This window comes from Actinosynnema sp. NPDC049800 (assembly GCF_040656635.1).
Lineage (GTDB): Bacteria > Actinomycetota > Actinomycetes > Mycobacteriales > Pseudonocardiaceae > Actinosynnema.
On record NZ_JBFAMT010000029.1, the window covers coordinates 33,871 to 58,003 of the forward strand.

At 65.7% G+C, this 24,133-nt stretch carries 17 protein-coding genes and 2 pseudogenes; 8 read left to right on the plus strand and 11 right to left on the minus strand.

From position 1 onward, the window contains the following. Window positions 1–329 precede the first annotated feature (329 nt). Window positions 330–1,321, plus strand: a pseudogene (locus AB0I91_RS27635) (integrase core domain-containing protein); the annotation flags it as partial. Window positions 1,322–1,323: 2 nt separating this feature from the next. Here the strand turns inward: AB0I91_RS27635 and AB0I91_RS27640 are convergent. The 4 genes and pseudogenes from AB0I91_RS27640 to AB0I91_RS27655 form a co-directional block, all read right to left on the minus strand. Then, a pseudogene (locus AB0I91_RS27640) lies at window positions 1,324–1,873 on the minus strand (helix-turn-helix domain-containing protein); the annotation flags it as partial. A gap of 41 nt (window positions 1,874–1,914) precedes the next feature. After that, complete coding sequence (locus AB0I91_RS27645) at window positions 1,915–2,295, minus strand: NUDIX domain-containing protein (RefSeq protein ID WP_499639534.1); 381 nt, start codon at window positions 2,293–2,295, stop codon at window positions 1,915–1,917. Window positions 2,296–2,297: 2 nt separating this feature from the next. Then, on the minus strand, window positions 2,298–3,581 hold the full coding sequence (locus AB0I91_RS27650) for an NsdA family TPR-like regulatory protein (protein ID WP_499639536.1): 1,284 nt from the start codon (window positions 3,579–3,581) through the stop codon (window positions 2,298–2,300). Window positions 3,582–3,607: 26 nt separating this feature from the next. Continuing rightward, window positions 3,608–4,063 carry a hypothetical protein gene (locus AB0I91_RS27655; RefSeq protein WP_499639538.1) on the minus strand — a complete coding sequence of 152 codons (456 nt, stop codon included), beginning with the start codon at window positions 4,061–4,063 and terminating at the stop codon, window positions 3,608–3,610. A gap of 101 nt (window positions 4,064–4,164) precedes the next feature. On the opposite strand from AB0I91_RS27655, the gene AB0I91_RS27660 reads away from it, so the two are divergent. Genes AB0I91_RS27660 through AB0I91_RS27675 form a run of 4 tightly spaced genes read left to right on the plus strand, consistent with a single transcriptional unit; the run spans window position 4,165 to window position 6,527 of the window. Next, window positions 4,165–5,016, plus strand: coding sequence for a helix-turn-helix domain-containing protein (locus AB0I91_RS27660; protein ID WP_499639540.1), 852 nt, complete (start codon window positions 4,165–4,167; stop codon window positions 5,014–5,016). Further along, window positions 5,016–5,291: an HC3 family zinc finger protein gene (locus tag AB0I91_RS27665; RefSeq protein ID WP_499639542.1), complete on the plus strand. Its 276-nt coding sequence runs from the start codon at window positions 5,016–5,018 to the stop codon at window positions 5,289–5,291. The genes AB0I91_RS27660 and AB0I91_RS27665 overlap by 1 nt, the downstream gene beginning before the upstream one ends. Window positions 5,292–5,298: 7 nt before the next feature. Continuing rightward, window positions 5,299–5,544: a helix-turn-helix domain-containing protein gene (locus AB0I91_RS27670; RefSeq protein WP_499639544.1), complete on the plus strand. Its 246-nt coding sequence runs from the start codon at window positions 5,299–5,301 to the stop codon at window positions 5,542–5,544. After that, entirely contained in the window at window positions 5,541–6,527 is a 987-nt protein-coding gene (locus AB0I91_RS27675; protein WP_499639546.1) for a hypothetical protein, read from the plus strand. Before AB0I91_RS27670 ends, AB0I91_RS27675 begins: the two co-directional genes overlap by 4 nt. Before the next feature lie 41 nt (window positions 6,528–6,568). Here the strand turns inward: AB0I91_RS27675 and AB0I91_RS27680 are convergent, their stop codons facing one another. From AB0I91_RS27680 to AB0I91_RS27690, 3 genes are all read right to left on the minus strand, one after another. Continuing rightward, the gene (locus AB0I91_RS27680; RefSeq protein WP_499639548.1) at window positions 6,569–7,900 is read right to left on the minus strand and encodes a hypothetical protein; all 1,332 of its coding nucleotides are present in this window, start codon (window positions 7,898–7,900) and stop codon (window positions 6,569–6,571) included. A gap of 170 nt (window positions 7,901–8,070) precedes the next feature. Then, window positions 8,071–8,409, minus strand: a complete 339-nt coding sequence (locus AB0I91_RS27685) for a helix-turn-helix domain-containing protein (RefSeq protein WP_499639550.1) — start codon at window positions 8,407–8,409, stop codon at window positions 8,071–8,073. Window positions 8,410–8,414: 5 nt separating this feature from the next. After that, complete coding sequence (locus AB0I91_RS27690) at window positions 8,415–9,548, minus strand: tyrosine-type recombinase/integrase (RefSeq protein ID WP_499639552.1); 1,134 nt, start codon at window positions 9,546–9,548, stop codon at window positions 8,415–8,417. A gap of 1,258 nt (window positions 9,549–10,806) precedes the next feature. Here AB0I91_RS27690 and AB0I91_RS27695 point away from each other — a divergent pair. Continuing rightward, a complete protein-coding gene (locus tag AB0I91_RS27695; protein WP_499639554.1) occupies window positions 10,807–11,991 on the plus strand; it encodes a tyrosine-type recombinase/integrase in 1,185 nt (394 codons plus the stop codon). A gap of 1,669 nt (window positions 11,992–13,660) precedes the next feature. On the opposite strand, the gene AB0I91_RS27700 is transcribed toward AB0I91_RS27695, so the two are convergent. After that, entirely contained in the window at window positions 13,661–14,482 is an 822-nt protein-coding gene (locus AB0I91_RS27700) for a DNA glycosylase family protein (protein ID WP_499639556.1), read from the minus strand. Window positions 14,483–15,166: 684 nt separating this feature from the next. Here AB0I91_RS27700 and AB0I91_RS27705 point away from each other — a divergent pair. Together AB0I91_RS27705 and AB0I91_RS27710 are read left to right on the plus strand one after the other, a co-directional pair. Then, window positions 15,167–19,186 (plus strand): Eco57I restriction-modification methylase domain-containing protein, encoded by a 4,020-nt coding sequence (locus tag AB0I91_RS27705; RefSeq protein WP_499639558.1) that lies wholly within the window; start codon window positions 15,167–15,169, stop codon window positions 19,184–19,186. Window positions 19,187–19,189: 3 nt separating this feature from the next. Beyond that, a complete protein-coding gene (locus AB0I91_RS27710; protein ID WP_499639560.1) occupies window positions 19,190–22,750 on the plus strand; it encodes an SNF2-related protein in 3,561 nt (1,186 codons plus the stop codon). Here the strand turns inward: AB0I91_RS27710 and AB0I91_RS27715 are convergent. From AB0I91_RS27715 to AB0I91_RS27725, 3 genes are read right to left on the minus strand one after another with little or no spacing between them, the layout of a single operon-like run. Next, on the minus strand, window positions 22,713–23,036 hold the full coding sequence (locus tag AB0I91_RS27715; RefSeq protein WP_499639562.1) for a hypothetical protein: 324 nt from the start codon (window positions 23,034–23,036) through the stop codon (window positions 22,713–22,715). The two genes, AB0I91_RS27710 and AB0I91_RS27715, sit on opposite strands and share 38 nt — an antisense overlap. A 16-nt stretch (window positions 23,037–23,052) precedes the next feature. Continuing rightward, entirely contained in the window at window positions 23,053–23,463 is a 411-nt protein-coding gene (locus tag AB0I91_RS27720; protein WP_499639564.1) for a YbaB/EbfC family nucleoid-associated protein, read from the minus strand. Window positions 23,464–23,471: 8 nt separating this feature from the next. Continuing rightward, window positions 23,472–24,107 (minus strand): WXG100 family type VII secretion target, encoded by a 636-nt coding sequence (locus tag AB0I91_RS27725; protein WP_499639566.1) that lies wholly within the window; start codon window positions 24,105–24,107, stop codon window positions 23,472–23,474. Window positions 24,108–24,133 lie beyond the last annotated feature (26 nt).

Below are 24,133 nucleotides of genomic sequence, written 5' to 3' on the forward strand. Positions count from 1 at the left end.
ACACCAGGGCGGCCGGTCGATCTTCACCTTGCCGGTCGCCAACTGAGCGATCTGAGCCTTGAGGCTGCAGTTGCACGTCCTGGGACGTGCGTCCGGAGAGCTCCTCGACCAAGAGCCGCATGGAGAACCCGCTTCCAACAGTGCCACGCCCATCGTTAGTCCGGAGACGCCTGCACCCACCACGACCACCGTCACGGTTCCATCTCACGTCTAGGTGTTGCGGGTCATGACGTTGGTGACGGCTGGCAGGGCCTGAGACGAGGGACGGGTCTTTCGGCGGCAGGATGAGAACTGCGACCAACACATCCGCCGAGGAGGAAGGCCCGTCCGTGCTCCAACGTAACCCCCGCTGTCCATCGACAGGCCGCCACCGCCTCGTCCAGCACTGCTGCACCCGCCCGATCGCCCACGTCGCCGCCGAGATGGCATCTCCCAGCAGTGCGCCTCGATGTAGATCAACTGCCACCGCCGCTTCGGCGAGACCCGCCTGCTGGATCGCCCGAGCGCTCCGCGTCGGCAGCCCACCGCCACCCCGGCCGAGGTGGTGGTCCGGATCGAGCGGCTGCGCCACGACCGCAAATGGTCGGCCCGCCGCATCGCCCTGCAACTCGCCGCCGACGGCGTGACCGTGTCGGTGTGCACGGTCGGCCGGCACCTGGCCCACCTGGGCCTCAACCGCCGCCGGTTCCTCGATCCGACCGGGGCCACCACCCGTGCGCCGCGGCGGATCGTCGCCCGCTGGCCGGGCCACATGGTGCACCCGGCCGTGAAGAAGGTCAGGGGTCATCCTCGGCGGCGGCTGGCGGGCCCGCAGCAGGGTCAATAAGCAGTCCAAACAGGTCGAACGCGCCAAGAACGCCGGCCCCCGCAAGCAACGCAGCTACATGCACTCCGCGATCGACGGGTTCTCTCGCCTGGCCTACACCGAGGCGCTGCCCGAGGAGAAGACGGTCACCGCGATCGGCTTCACCCACCGGGCGGGGGCGTTTTTCGCCGCCCACGGCATCACCCACGTCCACCGTGTCGTCACCGACAACGGCTCCTGCTACCGCGCCCACGACTTCGCTACCGTGCTGCGCGGTTCCCTCCACCAACGCATCACCCCCTATATCCCGCGCCACAACGGCAAGGTCAAGCGCTACCAGCGCATCCTCGGCGAGGAATTCCTCTACGCGCGGTCTGGACTAGCGAACAACAACGCACCGACGCCCTGACGGTGTGGAACGTGCACTACAACCACCATTGGCCCCACACTGCCGCCGGAAACCGACCACCGGCCGCACCGCTCCGCACCGGCGTCACCAACGTCCTGGCCTCATACAAGCCGGCGCGGGCACCCTTGTTCTTGGCGCGTTCGACCTGTCGGGCCTGCTCGCTGCCGCGGCCGTGGGCCTGCCAGCCGCCCCCGTCGGGGATCACGCCGACCTTCTTGACGTCCAGGCGCACCATGTGGCCCGGCCACCGGGCGGTGATCCGGCGGGAACGCCGGTTGTTCGCGCCGGTTGGATCAAGGAATCGACGCCGGTTCAGGCCGAGGTGGCCCAGGTGCCGCCCGACGGTGCGCACCGAGATGTGGAATGCCGTCGGCTTCTAGTTCCAGGGCGATGCAGCGGGCCGAGTGCTTGTGGTTCCGGCGCAGCCGCTCGATGCGGGCCACGATCTCGGCGGAGGTGGCCGTGGGTTGGTGGTGCGGGACGCTCGGGCGGTCCAGCAGTCCGGCCTCGCCATAGCGGCGGTGACGGTTGACCCAGCGCGACGCGCACTGTCGGGAGATGCCCATCTCGGCGGCGACGTGGGCAATCGGGCGGGTGCGGCAGCGTTGGAGCAGGCGGTGGCGGCCTTCGACGGACAGCGGGGCGTTACGGTGGAGCACGGACGGGTCTTTCTGCTCGGCGGACGAGTTGGTCGCACTTCTCATCCTGCCGTCGGAAGACCCGTCCGCCCGTTCAGGACCGACCCACCGTCACCAACGTCATGACCCGCAACAACTAGTTTGATCCGCTGCTCGTCGTCGAGCGGTCCGCACTCCAACAGCCAGAGCACCTTGTCGCCCTCGCCGTCGTTCGGTGCCCAGTCCACCACCAGCAGGCGCTGTGGCTCGCGGTCGAGGCCCAGTTCCTCGCGCAGTTCGCGGCGGCAGGCCGCTGCCGGGACTCTCCGACGTCTACGTAGCCCAGGGATGTCCCAACTGTTGCTGTAGGTCTTGTGCACCAGCAGGATCCGGTCCTGGTTGTCGACGAACAGGGCTCCGGCAGCCATCCGCAGGGTTGCGAAGCGGTCGACGTCTGCGGCCATGCTCACCGACCTATCAAGGTGTCGTGGATGTGGTCGTCCAGTTCGGCAACGAAGGCTTCAGCGCGCCATGGGCGCAGGCGGTTGTGTGCGTGGCGGATGCGTTGAGCTGGGACTCGGCCTCCGGTGTTGGCGGTGATGTCCACTGCCTCGTGGAGGAAGGCAACGCAGGCCGTTGCTTCACCAAGATCGAGACGGGCCAAGGCCAGGTCAGTGGCGCCGATGCCTCGTTGGACTGCGTCGCGTGAACCAGTGAGGCTCGACAGGGAGCGGGTGAGCAGGTCGTCGGCGCGCTGGGCTTGGCCGCTGTAGAGGGCGCACAGGCCTTCGAAGCCGCTGACGCGGTCGGCGTTGAAGGCGGCGAAGGGGTCGTCTGGCGAGAGCTGCTCCACTGTTTTCCAGGCTCGGTCGAGGGCGGTGGCTGCGGCGGTGGGGTTGCATACGCGGGCTTGAACTTCGGCGTGAACGGCGTGGGCACGGGCTCGGATGGCGTGGCTGGGGCCGCGGTGGGCGTCGTGGGTGGCGGCGCGGGCCAGGGTGAGGGCGGCGGTGAGGTTGTTGGTGGCGTGCAGGGTGACCATGGTGTGGCTGGTGCGCACGGCTGCCAGGTAGCTGTGGTCGGGTAGGCGTGCGGCGGTGGTTTCGGCGTCTCGGTAGAGCGCCATGGCGGTTTCGTCGTCGCGGGTTTCGAAGGCTAGGCGGGCGGCCAAGCCGTAGGCGTTGGTGGCTGTGGTGAGCAGGTCGGTGCTGGGGCCAGACTGCGCCAACAGTTTGCGGCAGGTGTTGAGGACTGGTGCGAGTTGGAGTTGTAGCCGGACGAATGGGATGGAGCCGACCTGTTGGTTGAGAGTGGTGACGGTGACGGCCAAGTGGTCGACCAGGTCTTCGGTGGGGCGTGCTGGGGTGGGTGTGGGTGCGTTTCGGGCGTGGGTGATGGAGTCGACGAGTCGGTCGATGCGTTGAGGCGAGGTACCGAAGTGGCGGAGCGCGTCCAAGAGGACGGCGAAGTCGGAACCGGTGCCGAGTCCCCAGGACCCCGTTGAGGTCTTCGCGTAGATCCGTGCGAGGAGGTACTGGTAGCGGTCGCCGGGCTTGGTGCGGTCGGTCGGGCTCTCCCAGCGGGCGACGGTGCGTTGGATGCTGGCGACGGGGAGGTTGCCCGGGGATGCCATGCCCAAGTCGCGAGCGGTGTCGCGTAGGACTCGGGCCAGATCTGTCCAGGACCAGCCGCGTGATTCGCGCAGTCTGCGCAGGGTGGCGGCCCCGAGTTCACCTTCCGCAGTGGTCATGGGAGCATTACAGCATTCATTCCGCGCTAGATGGGTACCACCAAGCGCGGCTTTCCCTGATCGGATGCATAGTTGAGCGTGTACCAGGTACCGGAGGTCTGATCGGTGCCTCGGGGAAAGCCGATGATGAAGTCGCTTCGGTCGACCATGTAGCGGTTACGGGCGTGGTAGGCCGAGGTGCCGAGCGTGGGTGCGGTCAGCTCGACTACTTCAACCAGTCTGTTGCGTGTGCGCCAGGCTGCGATCGATGACGAGGCGACTTCTGGCTGGTCAGCGACGGTGCACGGGACGACGACGGTCAGAGGTGCCGAGGTGTGCTCGGCGAGCCAGTCGAGTGTGGCGGTGTCAATGCCGACGGCGCCTCCGATGTAGAAGTGCGCAGTGGCGAATGGTGCCATGTAGTCGTTGAAGAGTGCGTTCAGGCGGTCGGCGTCGTTGATGTCGACGGCTCGTGTTCCTGTGATGGTGATGTTGCGGATCACTCGAATGACCCTTTCCGGGATGTCATCGGATGTCATCTGCCGTGTATGCGGTTCACACGATCTCATGGCTCGGCAAGCCGTTCCTATGCCGGAGGGAAGCCATGGAGACCGTTGTCGAGGAGAAGCAGCCGATCAGGTTGAGCTCGGCTCGTAGTCGGGAGCTGGGGGAGGAACTGCGCCGGGTGCGGCATCGGGCGCGGATGTCGTCGGCGTTGTTGTCCGAGGCGTTGGGCTGGTCGTTGGGCAAGTTGAGCAAGCTGGAGACCGGTAGCCGCGGCACGAGTGCGTGGGAGATCGGCACGCTGTTGGGGCGCTGTGGTGCGGACAAGACGACGCGGGAGCGGGTCATGGCCGTCGTCAACGAGCCTGACACCGGGAGCTTCTTGCGGCTGCACGGCGGTGCTCCGGACTCATTGTTGGCGCTGTCCTTGCACGAGCAGATGGCGTTGAGCGTCGCTGTCTATGAGCCGTTGACCATCCCGAGCTTGGCACAGACGGAGGAGTACGCCTGTTCGCTGAGCGGCAAGGAGGTGGTGGAGGCGCGCCTCTCGCGTCAGGACGTGCTGCGACGACCGGGAGGACCGGACGCGGTCCTCTACATCCACGAAGCCGCGATCCGGCTGGTAGTTGGCGGTCCGGAGGTCATGCGCGACCAGATGCTGCGCCTGACGATGATGTGTGGCTGGGAGCATATGAGTGTTCGCCTCGTGCCGTTCTCGGCTGTGACGGGTGCTGCCCTGCGAGGGGCGGCTGGGCTGTTGACCTTCGCGGAGCCGGTCAAGCCGGTGGCTTACGCCGAGACCGACGCGGCCACCGTCTTTCATGACGATCCGCACGTCGTCGGCGCCTATGAGGCCAAGATGCGGCAGTTGAAGCGGTTGGCGTTGAGCGTTGAGCAATCACGAGCGGTCTTCGCGCGGTGGGCTGACGTCTACGACCGGAACACACGCTGATGGCGCTGCGTCCGTTCCGTTGGCTTCCCCATGACGGTCGACGCCACGCCGTCGACGCGGCCCTGGTGGCTCGCGACCAGGCTGCCACGCTGTGCGGTGAGGAGCTGGTCATTCCGGCTGTCCCGCCGACGAAGAGTGAGTGGTGTTGGCCCACCTGTCCGGACTGCGATGCGGCGTGGCGAGCGGCTGAGGGCATCTTGCCGTTCCCTCGTCAGGGAGGCGCTGCCTCCGGTCCCCGACGTGCCCGTTCAGTGACGCTCCAGGGTCAGGTGTAGATCGTCGATGCCGCACACCATCAAGCTTCGTACGTTCGAGTTCGTGCAAGCTGCGCGTTCGGCGCGCTTGCACTCCGACTACGCCCTGGCGCAGGCAATGGGCGTTAACCGCTCCACCGTGACCCGCGTGATCAAAGGCGAACTCCAGCCAGGCCCGGCGTTCATCGGTGGTGCCCTGACCGCGCTGCGTGGACAGTTCGACGAACTCTTCGAGATCGTCCACGTCGTTCGACCGAGCAAGGGTCAATCGTGATCACCGGCCCTGCCGAGTTGCCCGACCTACGGCTGCGGATGCGTGAGCGGGTGATGACCTCGGAGTGCGGTCACGAGGTCATCCGCCGTCTCAACGCGGGCAAGAGCGCGGTCACGCCTCGGCTGGCCGGTCCGCCGGAGATCCAGCGAGCGAGCGCTGTCACCGGCGCACTGCTCATGGCTCGTTGTGAGGCGCGCCGTCTGAGTGAAGCGCAGCTCTACTGGGTCGATCGCGAAATGACTGCGCTGACGCTCGCTGCCGCGGACCATCCGCCTCGAGAGCCGGTTATCGCGCGTCGGTTGCCTGCCGAGGCAGGTCTGATGGTGTTCAACGAATCGATCGATGGTGATGACGGTGAGCAAGTCGTGGCTGTGTCCTGGTCGCACTGGACACCACAGCACCTTGATCTTGACGACGGGTCTGGCTTGATCGCCTGGAGTCTGAACACGCCCGGCGGTGCGGTGCCGCTGCACCCGGAGTTCGATGGTGTCTGGCTGACCTACTGGACACCGCAGCTCATCCCGCTCGCGGAGTCGGTGTTGCCGTTCGGACAGCCGTTGGTACCTCCGCGGTCAGTGGCTGGTAAGAGGTGGGCGCACGTCGTCTACACCGCCTGGCAGCTCATGACGCAGAGCGGTAGCGCTCAGCTCAGCGAACTTGAGGAACTTCCTCGTTCTCGGCACGGGCGCAAACGGGATCAACGCGCCGGCGTCGAGGATGCAGGTACTGTCCGGTTGGTTCGTGTCCACGCCCGTCACCGGGACGTTGCTTCGGGCGAACGCGAGGCGCCACGGTGGAGTAGCCGGTGGCCGGTCCGCGCGTACCGGCGCAACACCTGCCTCAACTCCAGGCTTCACGCCAACGGTGGCTGCGAGCACGAGGAGCGGATCGTGCCCGGCCACATCAAGGGCCCGGCCGACAAGCCACTCAAGGCCGGCACGAGAGTCCACATCTGGGACACCCCGCCACCCTCCGAGCCTTGATCAGGTCTGCGTACGGTCACTTTACTGGTGAGCTCATGTTTTCAACTGTCATGGATTTCCGCGTTGCGAGAGCTGTTTCGGGCGTGGTGGGAGCTGGCGTAGCGGCTCCATGCGATGCCTTCTTCGGTTGCTATGCGCGCGGTGGTGTCGGGGTGGATTCCGAGCATGGAGGCGACCACGGGGCTCGGTGTGGTGTGCAGGAGTTCCCGCAAGGCGGTGGTTCGGCCGAGTTGGATCGGTATTCCGAGTGTGGAGAAGCGGTTGTTGAGCGTTCTTGGGTGGATGGGCTGGTCGGGGCGTTTGCCTGGGAAGAGCCAGTCGGTGTTGGCGTTCGGGCCTCGGTAGGTGTTGCGGTGTTCGAGGAGTTGGCGGGTCATGTCGTCCAGTGGTGGTGGCAGCGGGGCGGGTGGGTCGCCGAGCCTGATGAAGATGTCGGGGCCGATGATCGTGATGTCGGTGCGCCGCAGGCGGGTGATCCGGCTGAGGGGCTGGGCGTAGAGCAGTGCCAGCAGCGCGATGAGTCGTTCGCGCAGTGGCCAGTCGTCGGCCGTGACGAGTGTGTTGATCAGTGCGTGCTGCTGTCGGCGTGGCTGGATGGTGGCTGCGGGCAATAATGCTCTGGTGAGGTGTCGCCGGGGCGTGACCGCTGCCTGACCCGCCCAGCGCAGGAACGCCGTAGCGGGCTTTCGGGTCTGGGGGTTGGCCGCGAGCCAGCTGTCCAGGTCGGCTTGCGGGCAGGTGGTGAGGGTGTGGCCGCTGCTGTCGAGCCAGGTCAGCAGCGCGGCGGCTTGGCGGACGCGTTCGCGGGAGACGCGGACGGTGGCCGGGGTCAACGGTGCCTGCTCGGCCTTGTGGCGCAGGCGCCGCAGCTCGTTCCAGGTGGCGAAGCGCTGCACCAGAGCTCGGTGTTCGGCGTCGGCGATGTCGGCGAGCTGGGTGGTGAGCCAGCGTTGGAAGAGCATGAGCTGTTTGTCGATCGGCGCGAGGATGCCGCAGGTGATCAGCAGCTCACGCAGGTAGGTGGCTTTGCGCCAGGCGGGGTGGGCGGCCAGGGCGTCGTGGCTGATCGCGATGGTGCCGGTGGCCAGTGCGGTGAGCAGCTCGGTGGTGCCGGGTTTGGCCAGCCAGGTCAGGCCGTTGTGCGGTGTGTTGGTCAGGCGCAGCTTCTGCAGCAGCGGCAGCAGTTCCGCGCGAGGACGGCCGGTGCCGTCGTCGAGCACCGTGGTGAGGCGGTCGGTGAGGGTGCAGCGTTCGCAGAGTTTGTCGCCGACCAGCAGTCCTTCGTGACCGCAGCGGCGGCAGAGGAACGAGCGGGTGATGCCCGCGCAGTCGCGGCAGATGGCAAGGCCGGTGCCGTCGCGTCCGGGCAGCAACCGGTGGTCGCCGCACTTTGGGCAGCAGCCCCGATTCCGGGTCGCGCGTGTGATGCAGGGTCGGCACACCGGTCCCTCCCAACGGACAGCGGGCTGGGAATAGCGGTCGCAGCGCACGCACTTGCTGTCGGCAAGCCGTGTGTCGCCCCACTGCGTTCGCGTTCGAGGGGTCACTGCGGACGGATGCGAGCGCGAGTGGGCCGCACCGCCCCGGCTCCAGCGGCCGGCGGTGTGGCCGTGCCCGCCGATCCCGTGGCGGTGCGACGGGTGACGTTGGCGGCCTCGGTGCGGATCAGCTCGGCGGGGCTGCACTCGAAGATGTCGCACAACGCAGCCAGGACCGTCAGTGACAGCCGCTCCGGGGTGCCGGTGACCAGCCGGTGGACCTGCGAGACCGACAACTCGACACCACGATCGCGCAGCAGCGGGACGAGTTCGGTGGTGGAGAACATGCCGTGATCGGCCATCAGGTCCCGCAGCCGCCAGTCGTAGCCGACTCGCCTCTTCATCGCGTTCATCGGGTGCTCCCGCCGTCGGTGGTCGGTTTCAGTGCCGAGGCAAGGGTGTCGTCGAGGCTGCGGCGCAGGGTGCGGGTGCGGAAGTCCGACGAGACGCAGGTGTAGATGGAGGTGGTGGACGAATGTTCGTGACCGACCTGCTGTTGAACGAAGAACGGGTCCCAGCCGGCCTCGATCAGGTGCGTGACATACGAGCGGCGCAGCGAGTGGAAATCCAGGCCGGGCTCCAGACCGAGCGCGTCGCGGTAGGTGGCGAAGCGGGCGTTGAGCGCAGCGCCGCTGATGCGCACCGACTGCTCCGAGGGCCACAACGCAGGACTGTTCGCGTGTGCCATGCGCGGCCGGATCTCGGTGATCCACTCGTCCAGCACCTCGGCCGACCAGTCCCACACGGTCAGCACGCTGCGCCGCTTGGGCGGACTGCCGGGCTTGGCCTTGCCGAACCGCACGTGCAACACCCCGTACTCGCCGAACTCCCGGGCATGCGGATTGGTCGCGAGGTCGGCGGTGTCCAGCATCCGCGTCTCGGTGCGCCGCAGGCCGAAGGCGTAGGCGACCTTGAACAGGGTGGCGTCGCGGAACGCCGCCAGCCAGCCCTTGCGGCCGGAGTCCCGCACCCGCGGCACCGCGTCGTCGGCGTAGTCGAAGAACGCCTGGATCTCGTCCAGGGTGAACGCCCGTTTGGCCAGCTCGGACTCGTTGTCCTGCACGTGCACCGCGGTGTTCCACTCATGGCACACCTGCACCGGATGCGTGCCGAACCGCCGCTCGCATTCACCGGCCCACCCGTAGGCGGGATCGGTCAGGTAGTGGCAGAACAACCGCAGAGCCTGCTGATAGGTCCGCAAGCTCGACCGGCTCACGCCTTTGAGCCCGCGCAGGTCGGCGCACCATTCGTCGACCATCGCCGCGCTCCACTGCCAAGGGAAGGCGTTGACGTGCTCGACGAAACCACGCACCCGCTTGCCCCGGTTCGCGATCGTCGACGCGGCCAGGTTCCGCGCGGACTGCTGACGCTCCCACCCGGTCAGCATCGCCTCGAAAACCTGTTCCTCGGGCCGCAGGAACACCAGCCCGTCGACCAGCTGCAGCGCCGTTGCGCCCGCCGTCGGTCGCTCTCCCTCGCCCACCAGCCGCCTTCCGCCGCTCGCACCAGATGCGACATCTTCGCATCAGATGCGATAATCGGCACAAACAAGCAGCTAGATGGCAGTCGCGTCGACTGCCGGCGTGCGTGTCGACCAGGAGCCGTCAGTCCTGACGGCAGCTCGCACGACACCTCTTACCGCCCAGGTAGAGCACCTTCTGCAGCGACGATCGCCACGACCGATCCCACACCGACTTCGGATCGCATCAGATGCGATCCTGCGTACATCCGTCGGGGGTTCATACGGGGGATCACATTGGGGATCAGCTTGGGGCTCCTGTTAGAACGCCACCCCCTACGGCGAATGTAAGAGCAGGTCAGGGGGCCTGTAAGGGGTTCCGTTGGTATCCCAGACTCGCTTGGCGGCAAGCACATGAGCAACGTCGGGGCGGGCTGCGGCGCGGGAAGTCAGAGAAGGTCTCCCCCCGGGGGTGATCTCGGAGTTCAGAGGGAGTGCAGCGGGCCTCATCGGTGTGCCCTTGGAGGACTCGATGGCCTGTGTACTGGTCCACCAGGTGTTGTGTTGGCCGCTGACGGTGCCGCTGCGGTGTGTTCCGGCCGTTGCTGGGTATCGCTGCCAACCGGACGTGCTACAGGCGACACATGCGTAGACGGAGGCTCGGGTGGTGCCCGGTCTGACCGGTGCATCGAAACTGGCCCGCGTTGGCGCGTAGCGCCGTTACCGAACAACTCCTGCTTCTTCGAACCTCCTGAGCAGCGGTTATAGGGTGCGGTACTGGCTGGGGTAAGAGGTTGGTACCTCCGTCGCCCGGCCTGGGCATGTCACCCGTCCAGTGGAAGCCTTCAAGCGATTCGGTCGGCACGTGTCCCCTGGCGGCCCTTATTTCGGAGTTCTGGAGTGTCCACCGCACTCGTCCGCCTCCGGAGGGCTCCGTGTCCCGCCCTGATCTCGATAACTCCCGCCTGCTGCACACTCCCGCTGAAGCGGCGGTGCTGCTGGCCGTCCGCGAGTCGTGGCTTCGCCGCAAAGCCGGACGCCGGGAGATCCCGTGCACCTTCCTTGGCAAGCACCTGCGCTTCTCCCTCGACGACCTGGCCTCGATCGCCCACGCCGGTGCCCGCCCGGCACGCTCCATGCGACCGCCAGCCAGGCGCCACAGGTCCTCTCGCGACTGACCAAAGTTCTTGTGCCGCAACGCTTGCATCGCTCGGCTACTGGAGCGTTCATCCTCCTGTCACGCCGTGACCATCACACCGACGACGACGAAAGGGCAGCACACATGGCTTGGGTGGAGCAGTCGGGAAGCAACCACTGGCGCGTCCGGTTCCGCCGCGACGACGGCACCATCGGCTCCGTCCCCGGCTTCGGGAGCGAGAAAGCCGCCCAGGACCACGCCAACGACCTCGAATCCGACCAACGCCGCGGCACCTGGCTCGACCCCACCGGTGGACGCACGACCGTGGAGGAGTGGCTCACCGACTGGTGGGACGCCCTCGACGTCGACACCCGCACCGAGGACAACTACCGCAGCATCGTGCGCAACCACATCGTGCCCCACTGGGGCAACACCGCCCTGGCCGACATCACCAACCTCAAGGTCCAGGCATGGGCCAAGCAGCTGCGCGCCGGACGCCTGTCACCGGTCACCGTCGCCGGGTTCGTCAAGCTGCTCTCCCAGATCCTCACCGACGCCGCCGAGGACAAGCTCATCATCGCCAACCCCATCCGGCCCCGCCGACGCGGACGCCGCAACCACGTCGCACGCATCCCCGAGAAGGTCTGGGCCCAACCCGCCGAAGTGCTGCGCATCGCCGACCAGATCGCCGCCTTCTACGGACCGGTCGGAGCCGTGCTCGTGGTCACCGCGGGCTGGACCGGCGCCCGCTGGGGCGAACTCACCGGCCTGCAACGCCACAACCTTCACCTGTTCGACGACGACACCGGCTTCCTCATCATCGACCCCCAGAACGGCGCCCTGCACGAGTCGGCCGGCGGCAGGCTCTGGCTCGGCCCACCCAAGACCGACGCCTCCGCCCGCACCATCAGCCTCAACCCGTCACTCGTCCGACTCCTGCGGGCACACCTCGACCACCACATCCACCCGCACGTCTTCACCACCCCCGAAGGGGCACTCCAACGCCGCAGCAACTTCAGCAAACGCGCCCTACGCCCCGCAGCCGACGGCAACCTCAACCAACCTCGCGCCGTACTACGCCTCCAGCCGATCAAGCCCGGCCTGACCTTCCACGGGCTGCGACACAGCCACAAGACCTGGATGATCGCCGACACCATCCCCGAGATCGCCCAATCACTCCGACTCGGCCACATCCTCAAAGACCCGGTCCAACGCACCTACTCCCACGTCGCACCCGAAGTCACCGCGCGTCTGCTCCAATTCCTCCAGGACCGCTGGGACAAGGCCGCCGTCGACGTCGGTGACAGCACTTGGCGCAGGATGGCGTAACCGATCTTCACTTACACGACACGCCGGTACCCGAGAAGGAGAGACGGGATGCTCGCGTGAAAGTACACAGTGCTGTTGTGGTCGGGCGGCGGAGACACCGCCATCGTCTTCGCGCGTACCAGGATGCAGAGCACCTACACAAATTCCAGCCCGCGCCTGCCGCGGGCAGTTAACAAGCCCTTCTTATGCTCACTCTCGCGATACAGAAAGAAGAGCATGCAAGCATCCTGAAAGGAAAATCTTCCGTCCGCCAACCCTCTTACTCTTGCCGATAAGTCCTCCGTCGCAGAAGTTTCACCACACCCTAATCAAAACCGCAGCGCACACCATCAGACTAATAGGCCCTGTAACGTTCAGCATGGTTCCCGCGAAGTACCTACGAAGGGACATCGCCATGCACTACAAGAAGCGCATAACTTAACGCTCGCTACAATAACTGCGTAAGCGCCGGAAGCAGTATTGGAGTCAAAATGGAAGATTCGCGGGACAACATGACTCCACGTGGACGTGGCACCCCTGTGCCCGTCTGGGTTCGCACGGGCGAAGATAATCATCCAGTCGTTTCCTTCGAACCATTGGCGTCATCTACGCGAGTGTACACGTCAATGCCCACCGACATTGAGCGCTTATTAGAACTGTACAGTGCAGCAGCCACCGCCGTACGGGCCGCAGCCGATGTCGACAACAATCGCGAAGCGGTTCGCATACTGCGCTCTCGACTGCAGGTCGAGCGAAAAACGCGGTCGGGCAACAATTCCCCTGTTGTGCGATCCATGCAAGACGATTCTCATATCCCGACACCTAAGCCCGTTGACCAAGAGTACCCGATCGAAAGCGGGCGGAGCGTTCGGGCACTTCTCGCCGGACACCCGGATGGCAATCGTCGTCGCCACTAAGAGTCGGTCGGTCTCAGGACAATGAATGACATCGCGACGACCGTCTTGGTGACAGCGGGCAATGGCCGGCTTAGTTCTTCGCCAAGCTCACGATTGTGAAGCGACGGACGAACAATCCAATGACTGAACCGGCCAGTGCCCGACTAACCTACGGGATCGATCCGGACCTCGGTGCCCTCCCGCGACACCGTGACCGACACCCGATTCCTCACCGGTACCTAATACACCCTGGTGCACAACCGGTGGCTCCGACTGCGCACCTCCACGTCGTCGACCGCGGCGCCCCTGAGGTGGTGTCGACCTCCGGTCTGGGGTCCGCCGTGTACAGCCGCTGGTCCAGCCTGTTCGCGAACTGGTGCGGCCCGTCGTCCACCACGTCTGGAGGCGAGTTGTGGACGCTGACCTTGCCGAAGCGGAACTGCTCGGCGTACGTCAGCGTCAAGCGCAGCGACTCGCCGGTCACGACACGGCCAGCCTCGCCCCAGGCCGTTGCGCGGATTCGACCGACACGGTGGCCAAGGAGCACCGCGCGCCTTACAGCCGGACGTCGTCGGCCGCCAGGAATCCCAAGCGCCTGTACGCGGCCGTAGCCGGGGCGCATCCGAGGCGACCGGCAGGTCGACGCGCAGCGTGCAGTCCGAGCCTCGACGCTCGAACGGGAACGACCGCAACACCAGTCCGGCGAAGTCCAGTCCCCTTCAGGCAGACCGCGCCATCAGCTTTGTGTCACTAAGCAAAGTCGGTCTGCGTCGGTGATCAATGCTAGGGATATCTCAGATAGCGACAGCTCCTGAAGTGCTGGCATGACGCACTCCCCATGCGAGGGTGAGCAGCGTCCAAGCGGACAGATCCTTGCCCGCCAACCGCACCCATAGGCGGGCGAACTCCGGTTCGGACTCGGGCCAGGCCCGCCCGGTCGGGAGGCGGTCCGCCCAGGTGCGCACCGCCAGGTCGGCGTACGGGTACAGCGAGTAGTCGTTGGTGAGGTCGGCGACGGTCGCGCCCGCGGTCCACGGACCGATGCGGGGCACGCTTTGCACTTCATCCCGCAGCACGGCCGGGTCGAGTTCGGCCCACTTCGCGCCGAACTCGAGCACTGCCTCGGCGGCGGCTTTCAGGGGACGGCGTTTGAAGGCCGTCCCCAGGGTGGTGAACTCGTCGTCCGGGAGTGCGAGGACGGCTTCCGGTGTCGGAAACAACCACGCCGGTCCGTGCGGCGTAGTGACCGCCTCGCCGTGGGCCCGGCAGAAGGCTCGGTAGAGCTTGCGCGCCTGACCCGCCCGGATCACCTGCCGGACGATCGACGTCGCCAGGGCGTCCCACAGGTCCGGATTGCGCCAACGCCCCACCGTGCCCGCGGCGCGCAGCACACCCACCACGTCACCGGCCCCAGTCAGCCTGGCGGGGTCGACGACGTCGAGCACCGGGGCGTCCTCCTCTCCGGACACAAGATGAGCCTCTGCCAGGCACTCGCCGGTTCTGCTGGGCGTGCAGGTCAGCACCCAGGTGGAGCGTCCAGACCGGACGGCGCGGTAGGTGGTGTCACCTGCCGACAGCCAAGAGGGATGGTCGGTCATCACCGAGGACACGATCACAGCGAGGCTCCCTGGGTGGGTTGAGGTCACCCATGATGCCGAGACCACTCCCACATACCGAGCACCTGGCCGGCGTGGCGGCGCGGATGCGCCGGGGTGAACGGCGGCGCTCCACTAGCGAGTAGGACTCATCCCGGCGAAAATAAGAAAGGTCACCGAGGAGATCCGCATCTGCCAACAGGGTGAACCTTGACTCGCACAGTGATACCTAGAGTGCATTATCCGCGCTTTTGCGGCCCATCCCTGATGGCTGTAACGAATCACGACCGGCGATGCGATTAGTCATCAACGTCGATCTGCGACGTCACGCGAGTTCGACCGGAAAGACGTGGTGAGGTATCGATGCCTGAAGCGTGCAGCCATACCGACGTGAGCCGTGCACTTTGCTCCCCCTGCCTGGTCGATCAATACCTTCTCAATCGAACACGCAAGGTTTGACGAGCCTTGCCCCCACTTCACCCCTAGGCCACATACAGGTCGAGCGCGTCACGTCCAACGGCGGTACCAAGCGAACGGCTGACGCCTTCCACTCTCGACTGACAACTGCGGTATTGCCCTAGAATTCACCCTCTACTTGCCGTGCAGGTGACACCGATCGCCTGCCACAAATCAGGCCGACCTGCCGCTTGTCCGGTCAGGGGCGGCCCATCGGCATGCCCGGAATACTCGATGACAGGGACAAGAATGACCGGATTCACGGTTGACGACTTTTTGGTCGACAGCGACGCGACGGAGATCAACTGGATTCGCCCCGGCGGCACCCCTGCGTCCCTCCGTCCTGTCCGGATCAACATCGGTGGAGGCTCTGATGCGCTTGAAGTCGTACTCGCGACCTCGGAGAAGGCACCTCGTCTGGAGGATGTCCGGCGGCTTTGGTCAATGCGCTGGAACCGCCGAGCTGCTCCGGTCCTCCTCGTCGTCGGCCACGAGGGAACCGACGGCTGGGAAGCCACCGTATGCGGGCCCACCGATCACTCCGCCGCCATCACAGGGCTCGATCTGCGACAGGTCGACCGGATCTGTGCCGCCGCGCTGGCCGAGCCCAACCCCTCAGCCGCGAAGCGGACCCTGCAACGGCTGTTAGGCAGCCTGAAAGACCAGCTGATCGTCGGCCTGACGAACCAAGGGCTCTTCGCATCGCACGAACTTCGCCACGGTGTCCCGGCTCGCTCCGACTGGCCGGAGGCTCGCACCGCCGGCCAGGCGCTTCTCGGCAAGACAGGACTGGATCTCATCTCCGGCCTCGGGTACCAGATCACCGCACACGGCTCCGTAGCGCAAGTGCTGTCGACCGGTGGCACCAGGCAAGCGGTGGCCGTCCTTCTCCACGACGAGGAGCTGTTCGACCGGCCTGGACAACGGTTCGGGACCGTCTCCCCGGTCATGCAGGGCCTGGCCATCGCCCAAGACCAAGGTCTGCCGTGGCTCGTCGTCGTCAGGGGGACGCAACTGCGCCTCTACCCCGCCAAACCGGACGTGGGCGTTGGGCGGAAAGGGCGCTCGGAGACCTTCGTCGAACTGGACCTGGCACTCCTGACCGAGGAGGACGCCGGCTACTTGCCTCTGCTGTTCGCACCGTCCGCGCTCGCCGACAACGGCACTGTTGTCGAGATACTCGCAGCGTCGGTTGACCACGCCAGCGCGCTCGGCACCCGCCTCCGTGAACGTGTCTACGTGGACGTGGTTCCGGCGCTCGCTGTAGCCGTCGCCGGGGCCATGAAAGCCGACACCGGTTCGGAACTCGGCGAGGCAGAGCTGCACGAGGCGTACCACCGGACGCTCATCATCCTGTTCCGGCTCCTCTTCGTCGCCTACGCCGAGGATCGCGGGTTGCTGCCGTATCAGCGCAACCCCGGGTACACGAAGAAGGCACTCAAGAGCCTCGCGCGCGAGTTCACCGAGAACCCCGACGTCGTGTTCGACGCCGACTCCCACGACCGCTGGAGCGACCTCCTCGCGGTGTGGCACGCGGTCGATGACGGCAACCCGGACTGGGCTGTGCCCGCCTACAACGGTGGCCTCTTCGCCGATGATCAAGAACTGCACCCCTCTGGGCACGCGATTAGCCGCATGCGGCTCACCGACGCGGAGATCGGCCCTGTCCTCAAAGCCCTCGTCATCGACGTCAGCAGCGACGGTGACCCCGGCCCTGTGGACTTCCGCTCGCTGTCCGTCCGGGAATTCGGCACCATCTATGAAGGCTTGCTCGAATCCTCGCTCTCCGTGGCGCCCAGCGATCTTACGATCGATCCCAAGACCAAGGCCTACCTCCCCGCCAAGCCAGGTGACGACGTCGTCGTTCCAGCGAGGACGGTCTACTTCCACAACGCCTCCGGCGCTCGCAAGGCGACGGGCTCCTACTTCACCAAGGCGTTCGCGGTCGAGCACCTCCTGGACACCGCGCTTGAACCTGCTCTGACCGATCACCTGACCGCCGTCGAAGGGCATCTGGCCACCGGCGACGAGGCGGGAGCCGCTGACAAGTTCTTCGACTTCCGCATCGTCGACCTCGCCATGGGTTCGGGCCACTTCCTCGTGGCCGCCATCGACCGAGTCGAGAACCGCTTCGCCAAGTTCCTCAGCAGTCACCCCGTGCCGGCCGTGAACGACGAACTGCTCCGCCTGTCGCAGGCCGCGGAGAAGGCGCTCGGCGACGCGGCCGGACAGGTGGAAATCGACACCTCCATGCTCCTGCGCCGCCAGATCGCCCGCCGCTGCGTCTACGGTCTCGACCTCAACCCCATGGCGGTCGAGCTGGCCAGGCTCGCCATCTGGATCCACACCTTCGTCCCGGGTCTCCCGATGTCCTCGCTGGACCACGGTCTCCGAGTGGGCAACAGCCTTACCGGGATGGGCACCGTGGACGAGGCGTTGGCCGTCTTCGAACCCAGGGCGGCAGCAGGCCAGTACAGCCTCTTCGGTGAGCAGATCGTGGAAGCGCTCGGCACGGCAAGGGACCGCCTGGTCCGCGTCGCGCGTACAGCCGAGGCGACGAAGGCAGAAGCACTGGAGGCATCTCGGGCCCACGCCCAAGCGATGGAGGAGGCTGCCGACGCCAAGGCGTTGCTCGACGCCGCCGTGGGTGTCCGGCTCGGGAAGATCCCCGTTCCTACCGACGTCGAGAAAGCACTGACGCTGGGGGCTGCCGACGTGACCACCCAGGCCGTCCAACGATTGGGAGCGGTGCACCTGCCCTTCCTGTTCCCCGAGGTCTTCATGCGGGAGGCACCGGGCTTCGATGTCGTACTCGGCAATCCGCCGTGGGAGAAGGTCCGCTGGGAGCCGGCGCCTTACTGGGTCGGTGTCAGCCCTGGTCTGATGGCACTTCCGGACAAGGCTCGTGAGGCGAAGATCCGCGAGCTTCGCGCATCACACCCCCTGGAAGCAGCTCACGAGGAGGCCGAGCAGGAACATCGGGCCGAACTACAGGAATACTTCAAGCGCGGGTTCACGCTCAGAGGTGGGACTCACCTTGAACTGGCTCAGTTGATGCTGGAACGGGCCTTGAAGGTCTTACGACCGACCGGACGCCTTGGCCTGGTGCTGCCACGACAGAGCATGGTGCTGGCCGGCTGGAAGAACCTGCGGAAATCCCTGGTCGACGGGTACGACCTTCGCGTCGTTCAAGCACGAAACCACTCGGAGTGGATATTTGAAGATGTCCATGCCTCCTACGCTGTTGTATTCATGACAACGGCACCGTCCACAAGTGGAACTATCCGGGTGTGGGTTGCCGCCTCCCCCGATGATATCCGCCGCGCCACTGACGAAAATGCTATCAAATTGAGCAAGGCAGACATCGAGTCCTACTCCGAGACCAATGTGGTCCCGTGGTTCGTCAATTCTACTGACAGAGAGATTTTCGACAAGATCCGCACTCGGCCGCGACTGTCCGACGACAGAGGTTGGATCACTGGTCGGCATGACGCGAGGTGGGACTTCAGGGGCACCGGGCCGGACAGTGGTCTCGCCGTCCACGCACAGCCACCCGGCGCTTGGAAGATCCTGATGACCGCGCACGTGGATGCCTACACTTTCGACGCGTCCGCCAAGTTCAAACAATCCGTTCCGGACCTGGTCGAACTCGCCGCCAAGGGACGTGGCGTCACCGGGCGAGACAGCGGTTTCACCCTGGACAGCGCTCACCCCGTGGTCGTCGTGCGTCACCCAAGTCGTAGCGATGACACTCGCACTATTATTGCCACGGCTCTACCTGAGCAGGGGACCCTGCACAACAAGGGGTACGTCCATGCCATCGCACATCAACCTGACACTCCCCAGGACAACCGGCTGGCATTATTGGGATTGTTAAATACCAATACGCTTGACTGGTGGGCGCGAAGATTCGTCGATCGCCACGTGACCGCTCCAGTTATCAACCAACTTCCACTTCCCGACTGGTCGGACGACCAGATCACCGCCGTGGCCGACAGGGTTTCGGTGATGCTGTCTCGGCACGGCTACAGCCGACTGGCAGGCGGCATTGACCTCGGTGACCGCCTCGGCCACATACCGAACGACCTGGTTAACGCTCCGGAAGAAGATCTGCTGGCCGTAATCGAGGTGCTCGCGCTCAATGGCTACGGCTTGAGCGCCGATGACTTCGTCACCATCAAGAAAGACTTCTCCGACAAAGGGCTTCCCCCACGTCACCTGGAACTGGTGCTGGCGCACTACAAGACGTGGCGCGCGAAGGCGGCATGACTCATGACGACACCACCGGACAACGTCCGCCCCGAGTTCGCCACGAACGACGAGAGCAGAGGACACCGGGTCGCTTCCGCGATCAACTCGCTGCTCTCCTACCTACGCACCAAGTGGGTAGAACCTCCCGCACTGGCTATTGCGACCGCGTACTTCAACCCCGCGGGATTCGGCCTGCTCGCCGACGAACTGGAGAAGGCCGGGTCGGTTCGTCTCCTGCTGGGCGCCGAACCGACGGATGTCGACCAGCGGTCACGGGTACGACCGTTGGGTCGACGGCAGCGCCGCCGGGGGCCGTCTCCGGAGGTGCTGCGCGCACTGGAAGGACACGCACGATCGCTGGCTGAAGACCGTGACCTGCTCGGGTTCACCCTTGAGGCGGACATGGCCGCACGACGCCTTGTGAGGTGGCTGGAAGAACACCCTGGTGTGGAGGTGCGCCGGTACGAGCAGGGCTTCCTTCACGGCAAGGCGTTCATCGTGGAGACGGACGCCACCGGTGTGATCGCCGGATCGAGCAACTTCACCTACGCCGGTCTCGCACGGAACAACGAGTTGAACCTCGGGCACTACCAACCGACCACGGTGAGGCAGGTGATCGACTGGTTCGAAGATCAGTGGGTCAAGGCAACCCCCTACGACCTCGCTGGTCTGTACAAGGCGCGGTGGGAGCCTCACCAACCCTGGGACGTCTTCCTGCGGATGCTGCACGAGAACTACGGGGCCGACCTGGAGGACGCGACGGTCGGATCGAAGTTGGGGCTCACCGCGTTCCAGGCTGACGGCGTATGGCGGGCCAAACGAATACTGGACCGCCGCAACGGTGTGCTGATCGCCGACGAGGTCGGCCTCGGGAAGACCTACCTGGCCGGGGAGCTGATCTACGAGGCGACCGTGGTTCGCCGGCAGAAGGTGCTCATCATCTGTCCCGCCACGCTGCGCGACTCCACCTGGACCGGTTTCCTGCGCCACCACAACCTTCGCGCCGACGTGCTGTCGTACGAGGAGCTCGTGTCGAACATCGACACCGCCGGCAACCGCACGTCAGCGCTCCAGAACCTCGACGAGTACGCGATGGTCGTCATCGACGAGGCACACGCGTTCCGCAACAACGTCACCAGGCGGGCGGACGCTCTGCACCGCATCGTCGACTCCAAGGTGCCCAAGGACCTGGTGCTCCTCACGGCGACCCCGGTGAACAACAGCCTCGAAGACCTCTACACCCTGATCATGTACTTCGCCCGGAACGACTACGCGTTCGCCGACGTCGGCATCCCGTCACTCCGGCAGTACTTCAACCGGGCGATCGCGACCGATCCCGACAGCCTGACCGCCCAGCACCTGTTCGACGTGCTCGATGCCACCGCGGTACGACGCACACGGCGATTCGTGAAGAACCACTACCGCGGCGACAAGATCCGCGTGAACGGGGTCGAGCAGGAGATCTCCTTCCCCACTTGCGAGGTGCGTCGCATCGACTACGACCTCGCCGGCGTCCTGCCGGGCATGTTCGACGCCGTGGCGACATCACTGGGCGCTCACGTGGCGGACGACGTCATGGCGGCCAGCGTTGCCGCCGGAGTCATCCTCGCGGACGTCGGCCAGGTCCTCACGATGGCCCGCTACGTGCCGTCCCGGTTCCGGCTCGACGGTGACATCGAGCAGTACGAAGCGCAGAACGCCGGCCTGCTCCGATCAGCGCTGCTGAAGAGGTTCGAATCCTCCACGCACGCCTTCCGCCGCACAGTCGAGAAGATGATCGACTCACACGAGCGGTTCCTCCACGCTCTGAGGGCCGGTTTCGTGCTCACGGGAGAAAATCTTCGTGACTTCGTCGCCATCGGCATGGACGACACCGACGACTTCCTCGCCGGACTCGAAGACGACGACGGCACGATGGACGCCTCCAACTACGACGTCGATGCTCTCCGCAGAGCCGTCGAGGCGGACCGGAGCATCCTGGACTCGTTGCGGGAACGAGTCCGTCACGTCGACCACACCAGTGACCCGAAGATCGAACGCCTCGTCGACGAACTCGCGGCCATCGCCGCGGAGGCGGAGGCCGAGGGCATCGGTGAGGAAGACACCCGGAACAAGCGGAAGGTGCTGGTCTTCACGTACTTCGCCGACACCGCGGACTACATCCAGACCGCGATCAAGGATGCGATCATCACCGATCCTCGGCTGCGGGCCTACCGGGATCGTTACGCCAGCGTCTCCGGCGCGGACAGGAGCGACCGCGCCGAGGTGATCACCGGATTCGCTCCTCGTACCGCAGGCGCCGGAAGCGAAGAAGACCTGTACGACCTGATCATCACCACCGACGTGCTCGCCGAGGGTGTGAACCTGCAACAAGCCCGGCACATCATCAACTACGACCTGCCCTGGAACCCGATGAAACTGGTGCAGCGCCACGGGCGCATCGATCGCATCGGCTCCCTGCACAAGCGCGTGTTCATGCGCTGCTTTTTCCCGGACGAAGACCTCGACCGACTCCTGGGCCTCGAGGAACGGCTCCAGCGGAAGCTGAAGCAAGCCGCAGCCGCCGTGGGCGTCGGCATGGTTCTCCCTGGCATGGACCCTGTCGAACGATCGATCACCGAGACCCGCGACATGATCGAGAAGATCAAACGACAGGAGGCCACGCTGTTCGAGGAGGGCGGCTCCGCTGCGTTGTCCGGTGAGGAGTACCGGCGCAGGCTCGCCAACGCCTTCAAGAGCACCTCCACGAAGACCCGGGTGACCGCGTTGCCGTGGGGAGCCGGCAGTGCAGTGGCTCGCCGGAACGCAGACCCCGCTTTCGTGTTCTGCGCCCGGGTTGGCGATCACGACAAGCCGTTCTACCGGTACGTGCCTCTCGACGAGGACCTGACGATGCGCACCGTCCAAACGGCTGAGGACGGCACGACCCCCGAGATCGTCCGAGACACCCTGGCCTGCTTGGACCAAGCGGACCCCGGTGATCCGGTCACTCCTGCGGCCACAGTCACCGAACACATGTACCGAGCAGCGTTCGACGCGTGGACCGTCGCACGAGCCGACATCCACCGCGACTGGTCGCTCCAGACGGACCCCGGACGGCTTGCACCGCCACTACCGAAGGTGATGCGGACAGCCGTCGAGTACGTCGAGCAGCACGGCGGGTTCCTCGGTGAGCGACAGGACGACCTGGCGTCAAGGCTCAAGGCCCCGTACACGAATCGGGTTCAGCGAGCCGTCCGCGGTGCGCTCAGCCATGCCGATCACGGCACACCGCGGGAAACCGTCGAACGCATCGCCGCAGTGGCAGACGACTACGGGCTCAGCATTCCCGAACCACCGGTTCCTCTGCCGCCCGCGAATCTGGAAGAGACATCTACCTGGTCTGCTGGATTGCGATCGTGCCAGCTCCCGAGATCGCCTCCCTACATCAGTAGGGACTGGTCAGCTGCGACGCCCGTGGCAAGGGGCCCTGTCACGGGCGTCAATCAGCGCGCCTCCACCAGCTGGACTCCTCAGTGGACCGCCGAAGCAGCTGTTCCAGCTGTCAACGCCGTTGGACAGCACGGGCACGCCGCGCGGTGATGACGACCGTGACGAGGCTGACCGCCATGCCGATCACAGCGAACACCACGCTGGCGACAGCCGGCGCGATCGGCAGCTCCACGGTCACCGCGCCGCTCCGACAAACGACGGCTGGTGTTGCGTCAAGATGCAGTTCGGCCGCCGCCTCGTTCGACCCCAGTTGCCCTGCCGCATCGCCGTCGCACCACTGGTAAGTCGACGCGATCTGGGCGAAACCGAGCGCCGCGACTCCCAGGAGGATCGCGAAGACGAGTGCGCACGACACGGCGAGGCCGCGGTCGTTCATGAGTGGTCGTGACATGTCAGCGCAGGTGACTCCGGTTCTCGAACCACTCGTCGTCATCAGGGCGAGGTGCGGTGCGGCGCCGGTCAACCGGTGGTGTCTCGGGAGCAGCGGTGACGTGCTGCTTCAACGCCAGCGCGTCGTCGAGTTCACGCGCGAGGTCGGCCAGGTTGAAGTCGAGCACCTCGGCAGCCCGCTTGGCCGCCTCGTGCGCCGCCATGAGCTCCTCGGTCAACCAGGGCTCTCCACCCTCATAAAGGGTGTTGGGGGCGATGTGCACGCGGACGAGCTTGCCCATCATGTCCACCCACACCGTGACCGCACCGCTGGGTGACACACCCTTGTACTGACTGAACAGCGCTTTCTCCGGGTCGCGCCTGATCTTGGCGAAACGTTCCTGCGCCTGCGCGACCATCTCCTGCGGGTCCACGTCCCCTCCTAGGGCTGGAGCTTGCCCAGTGACTCCATCGCCTTGGCGGCGTCCGCGGACGCCTCGGCGCACTTGGCGATCTGCTCGTCGGCCTTGAACTTCTGCGAGTGCCACCACGCGGCCAAGCCCACCAGGACGCCGAGGATCCCCAGGATCAGTCCTACGACGGCGCCGATCCCGGTCAGACCGACGATGATGCCCGCGATGACACCGATGATGCCGACCACGAACCCGATGGCGCTCCAGATGTTGTTCCACATGTCCGATGCCTTGAACTCGAAGCCGTCGGCGATGTCGACCAGCGCCTGACCGACGTCGTGAGCGGGCTTGCGCATCTCACCCAGCGCCTGCTTCATTCGGTTGATGCGCTCGGTGTAGGCGTTGCTCGCTTCACCGGTCCATGCCGAAGCCTGGTTGGCCGCCGTCTCCAAGCCCTTGACGCAGCCGTCGATCGCTTTACCGAGCTGATCCGCCCCGTCGGACTGCCCAGTACCCCACACGTCCCGCCCGATCCGGCGGAACGACTCCGGGTCGATGTCCCTGATCACCCTCAAGGTGGCTTGGACGGACGGCAGACCCGGAGCGTGCCGGGCCGCGAACCCGTCGATCTCCCCCGCGTCCGACAGCAACGAGTCCGTGATCACGGTCTGCAGAAAGCCCCCGTGCTCCT

Bases quoted from the DNA above. Each gene is read 5' to 3' on its own strand.
- AB0I91_RS27715 (WP_499639562.1), bottom strand. From the start codon at position 23,036: ATGAACGACCGCGGCCTCGCCGTGTCGTGCGCACTCGTCTTCGCGATC.
- AB0I91_RS27650 (WP_499639536.1), bottom strand. From the start codon at position 3,581: ATGACCACTGCGGAAGGTGAACTCGGGGCCGCCACCCTGCGCAGACTG.
- AB0I91_RS27665 (WP_499639542.1), top strand. From the start codon at position 5,016: ATGGCGCTGCGTCCGTTCCGTTGGCTTCCCCATGACGGTCGACGCCAC.
- AB0I91_RS27685 (WP_499639550.1), bottom strand. From the start codon at position 8,409: ATGAAGAGGCGAGTCGGCTACGACTGGCGGCTGCGGGACCTGATGGCC.
- AB0I91_RS27695 (WP_499639554.1), top strand. From the start codon at position 10,807: ATGGCTTGGGTGGAGCAGTCGGGAAGCAACCACTGGCGCGTCCGGTTC.
- AB0I91_RS27710 (WP_499639560.1), top strand. From the start codon at position 19,190: ATGACGACACCACCGGACAACGTCCGCCCCGAGTTCGCCACGAACGAC.
- AB0I91_RS27660 (WP_499639540.1), top strand. From the start codon at position 4,165: ATGGAGACCGTTGTCGAGGAGAAGCAGCCGATCAGGTTGAGCTCGGCT.
- AB0I91_RS27645 (WP_499639534.1), bottom strand. From the start codon at position 2,295: ATGGCCGCAGACGTCGACCGCTTCGCAACCCTGCGGATGGCTGCCGGA.
- AB0I91_RS27670 (WP_499639544.1), top strand. From the start codon at position 5,299: ATGCCGCACACCATCAAGCTTCGTACGTTCGAGTTCGTGCAAGCTGCG.
- AB0I91_RS27705 (WP_499639558.1), top strand. From the start codon at position 15,167: ATGACCGGATTCACGGTTGACGACTTTTTGGTCGACAGCGACGCGACG.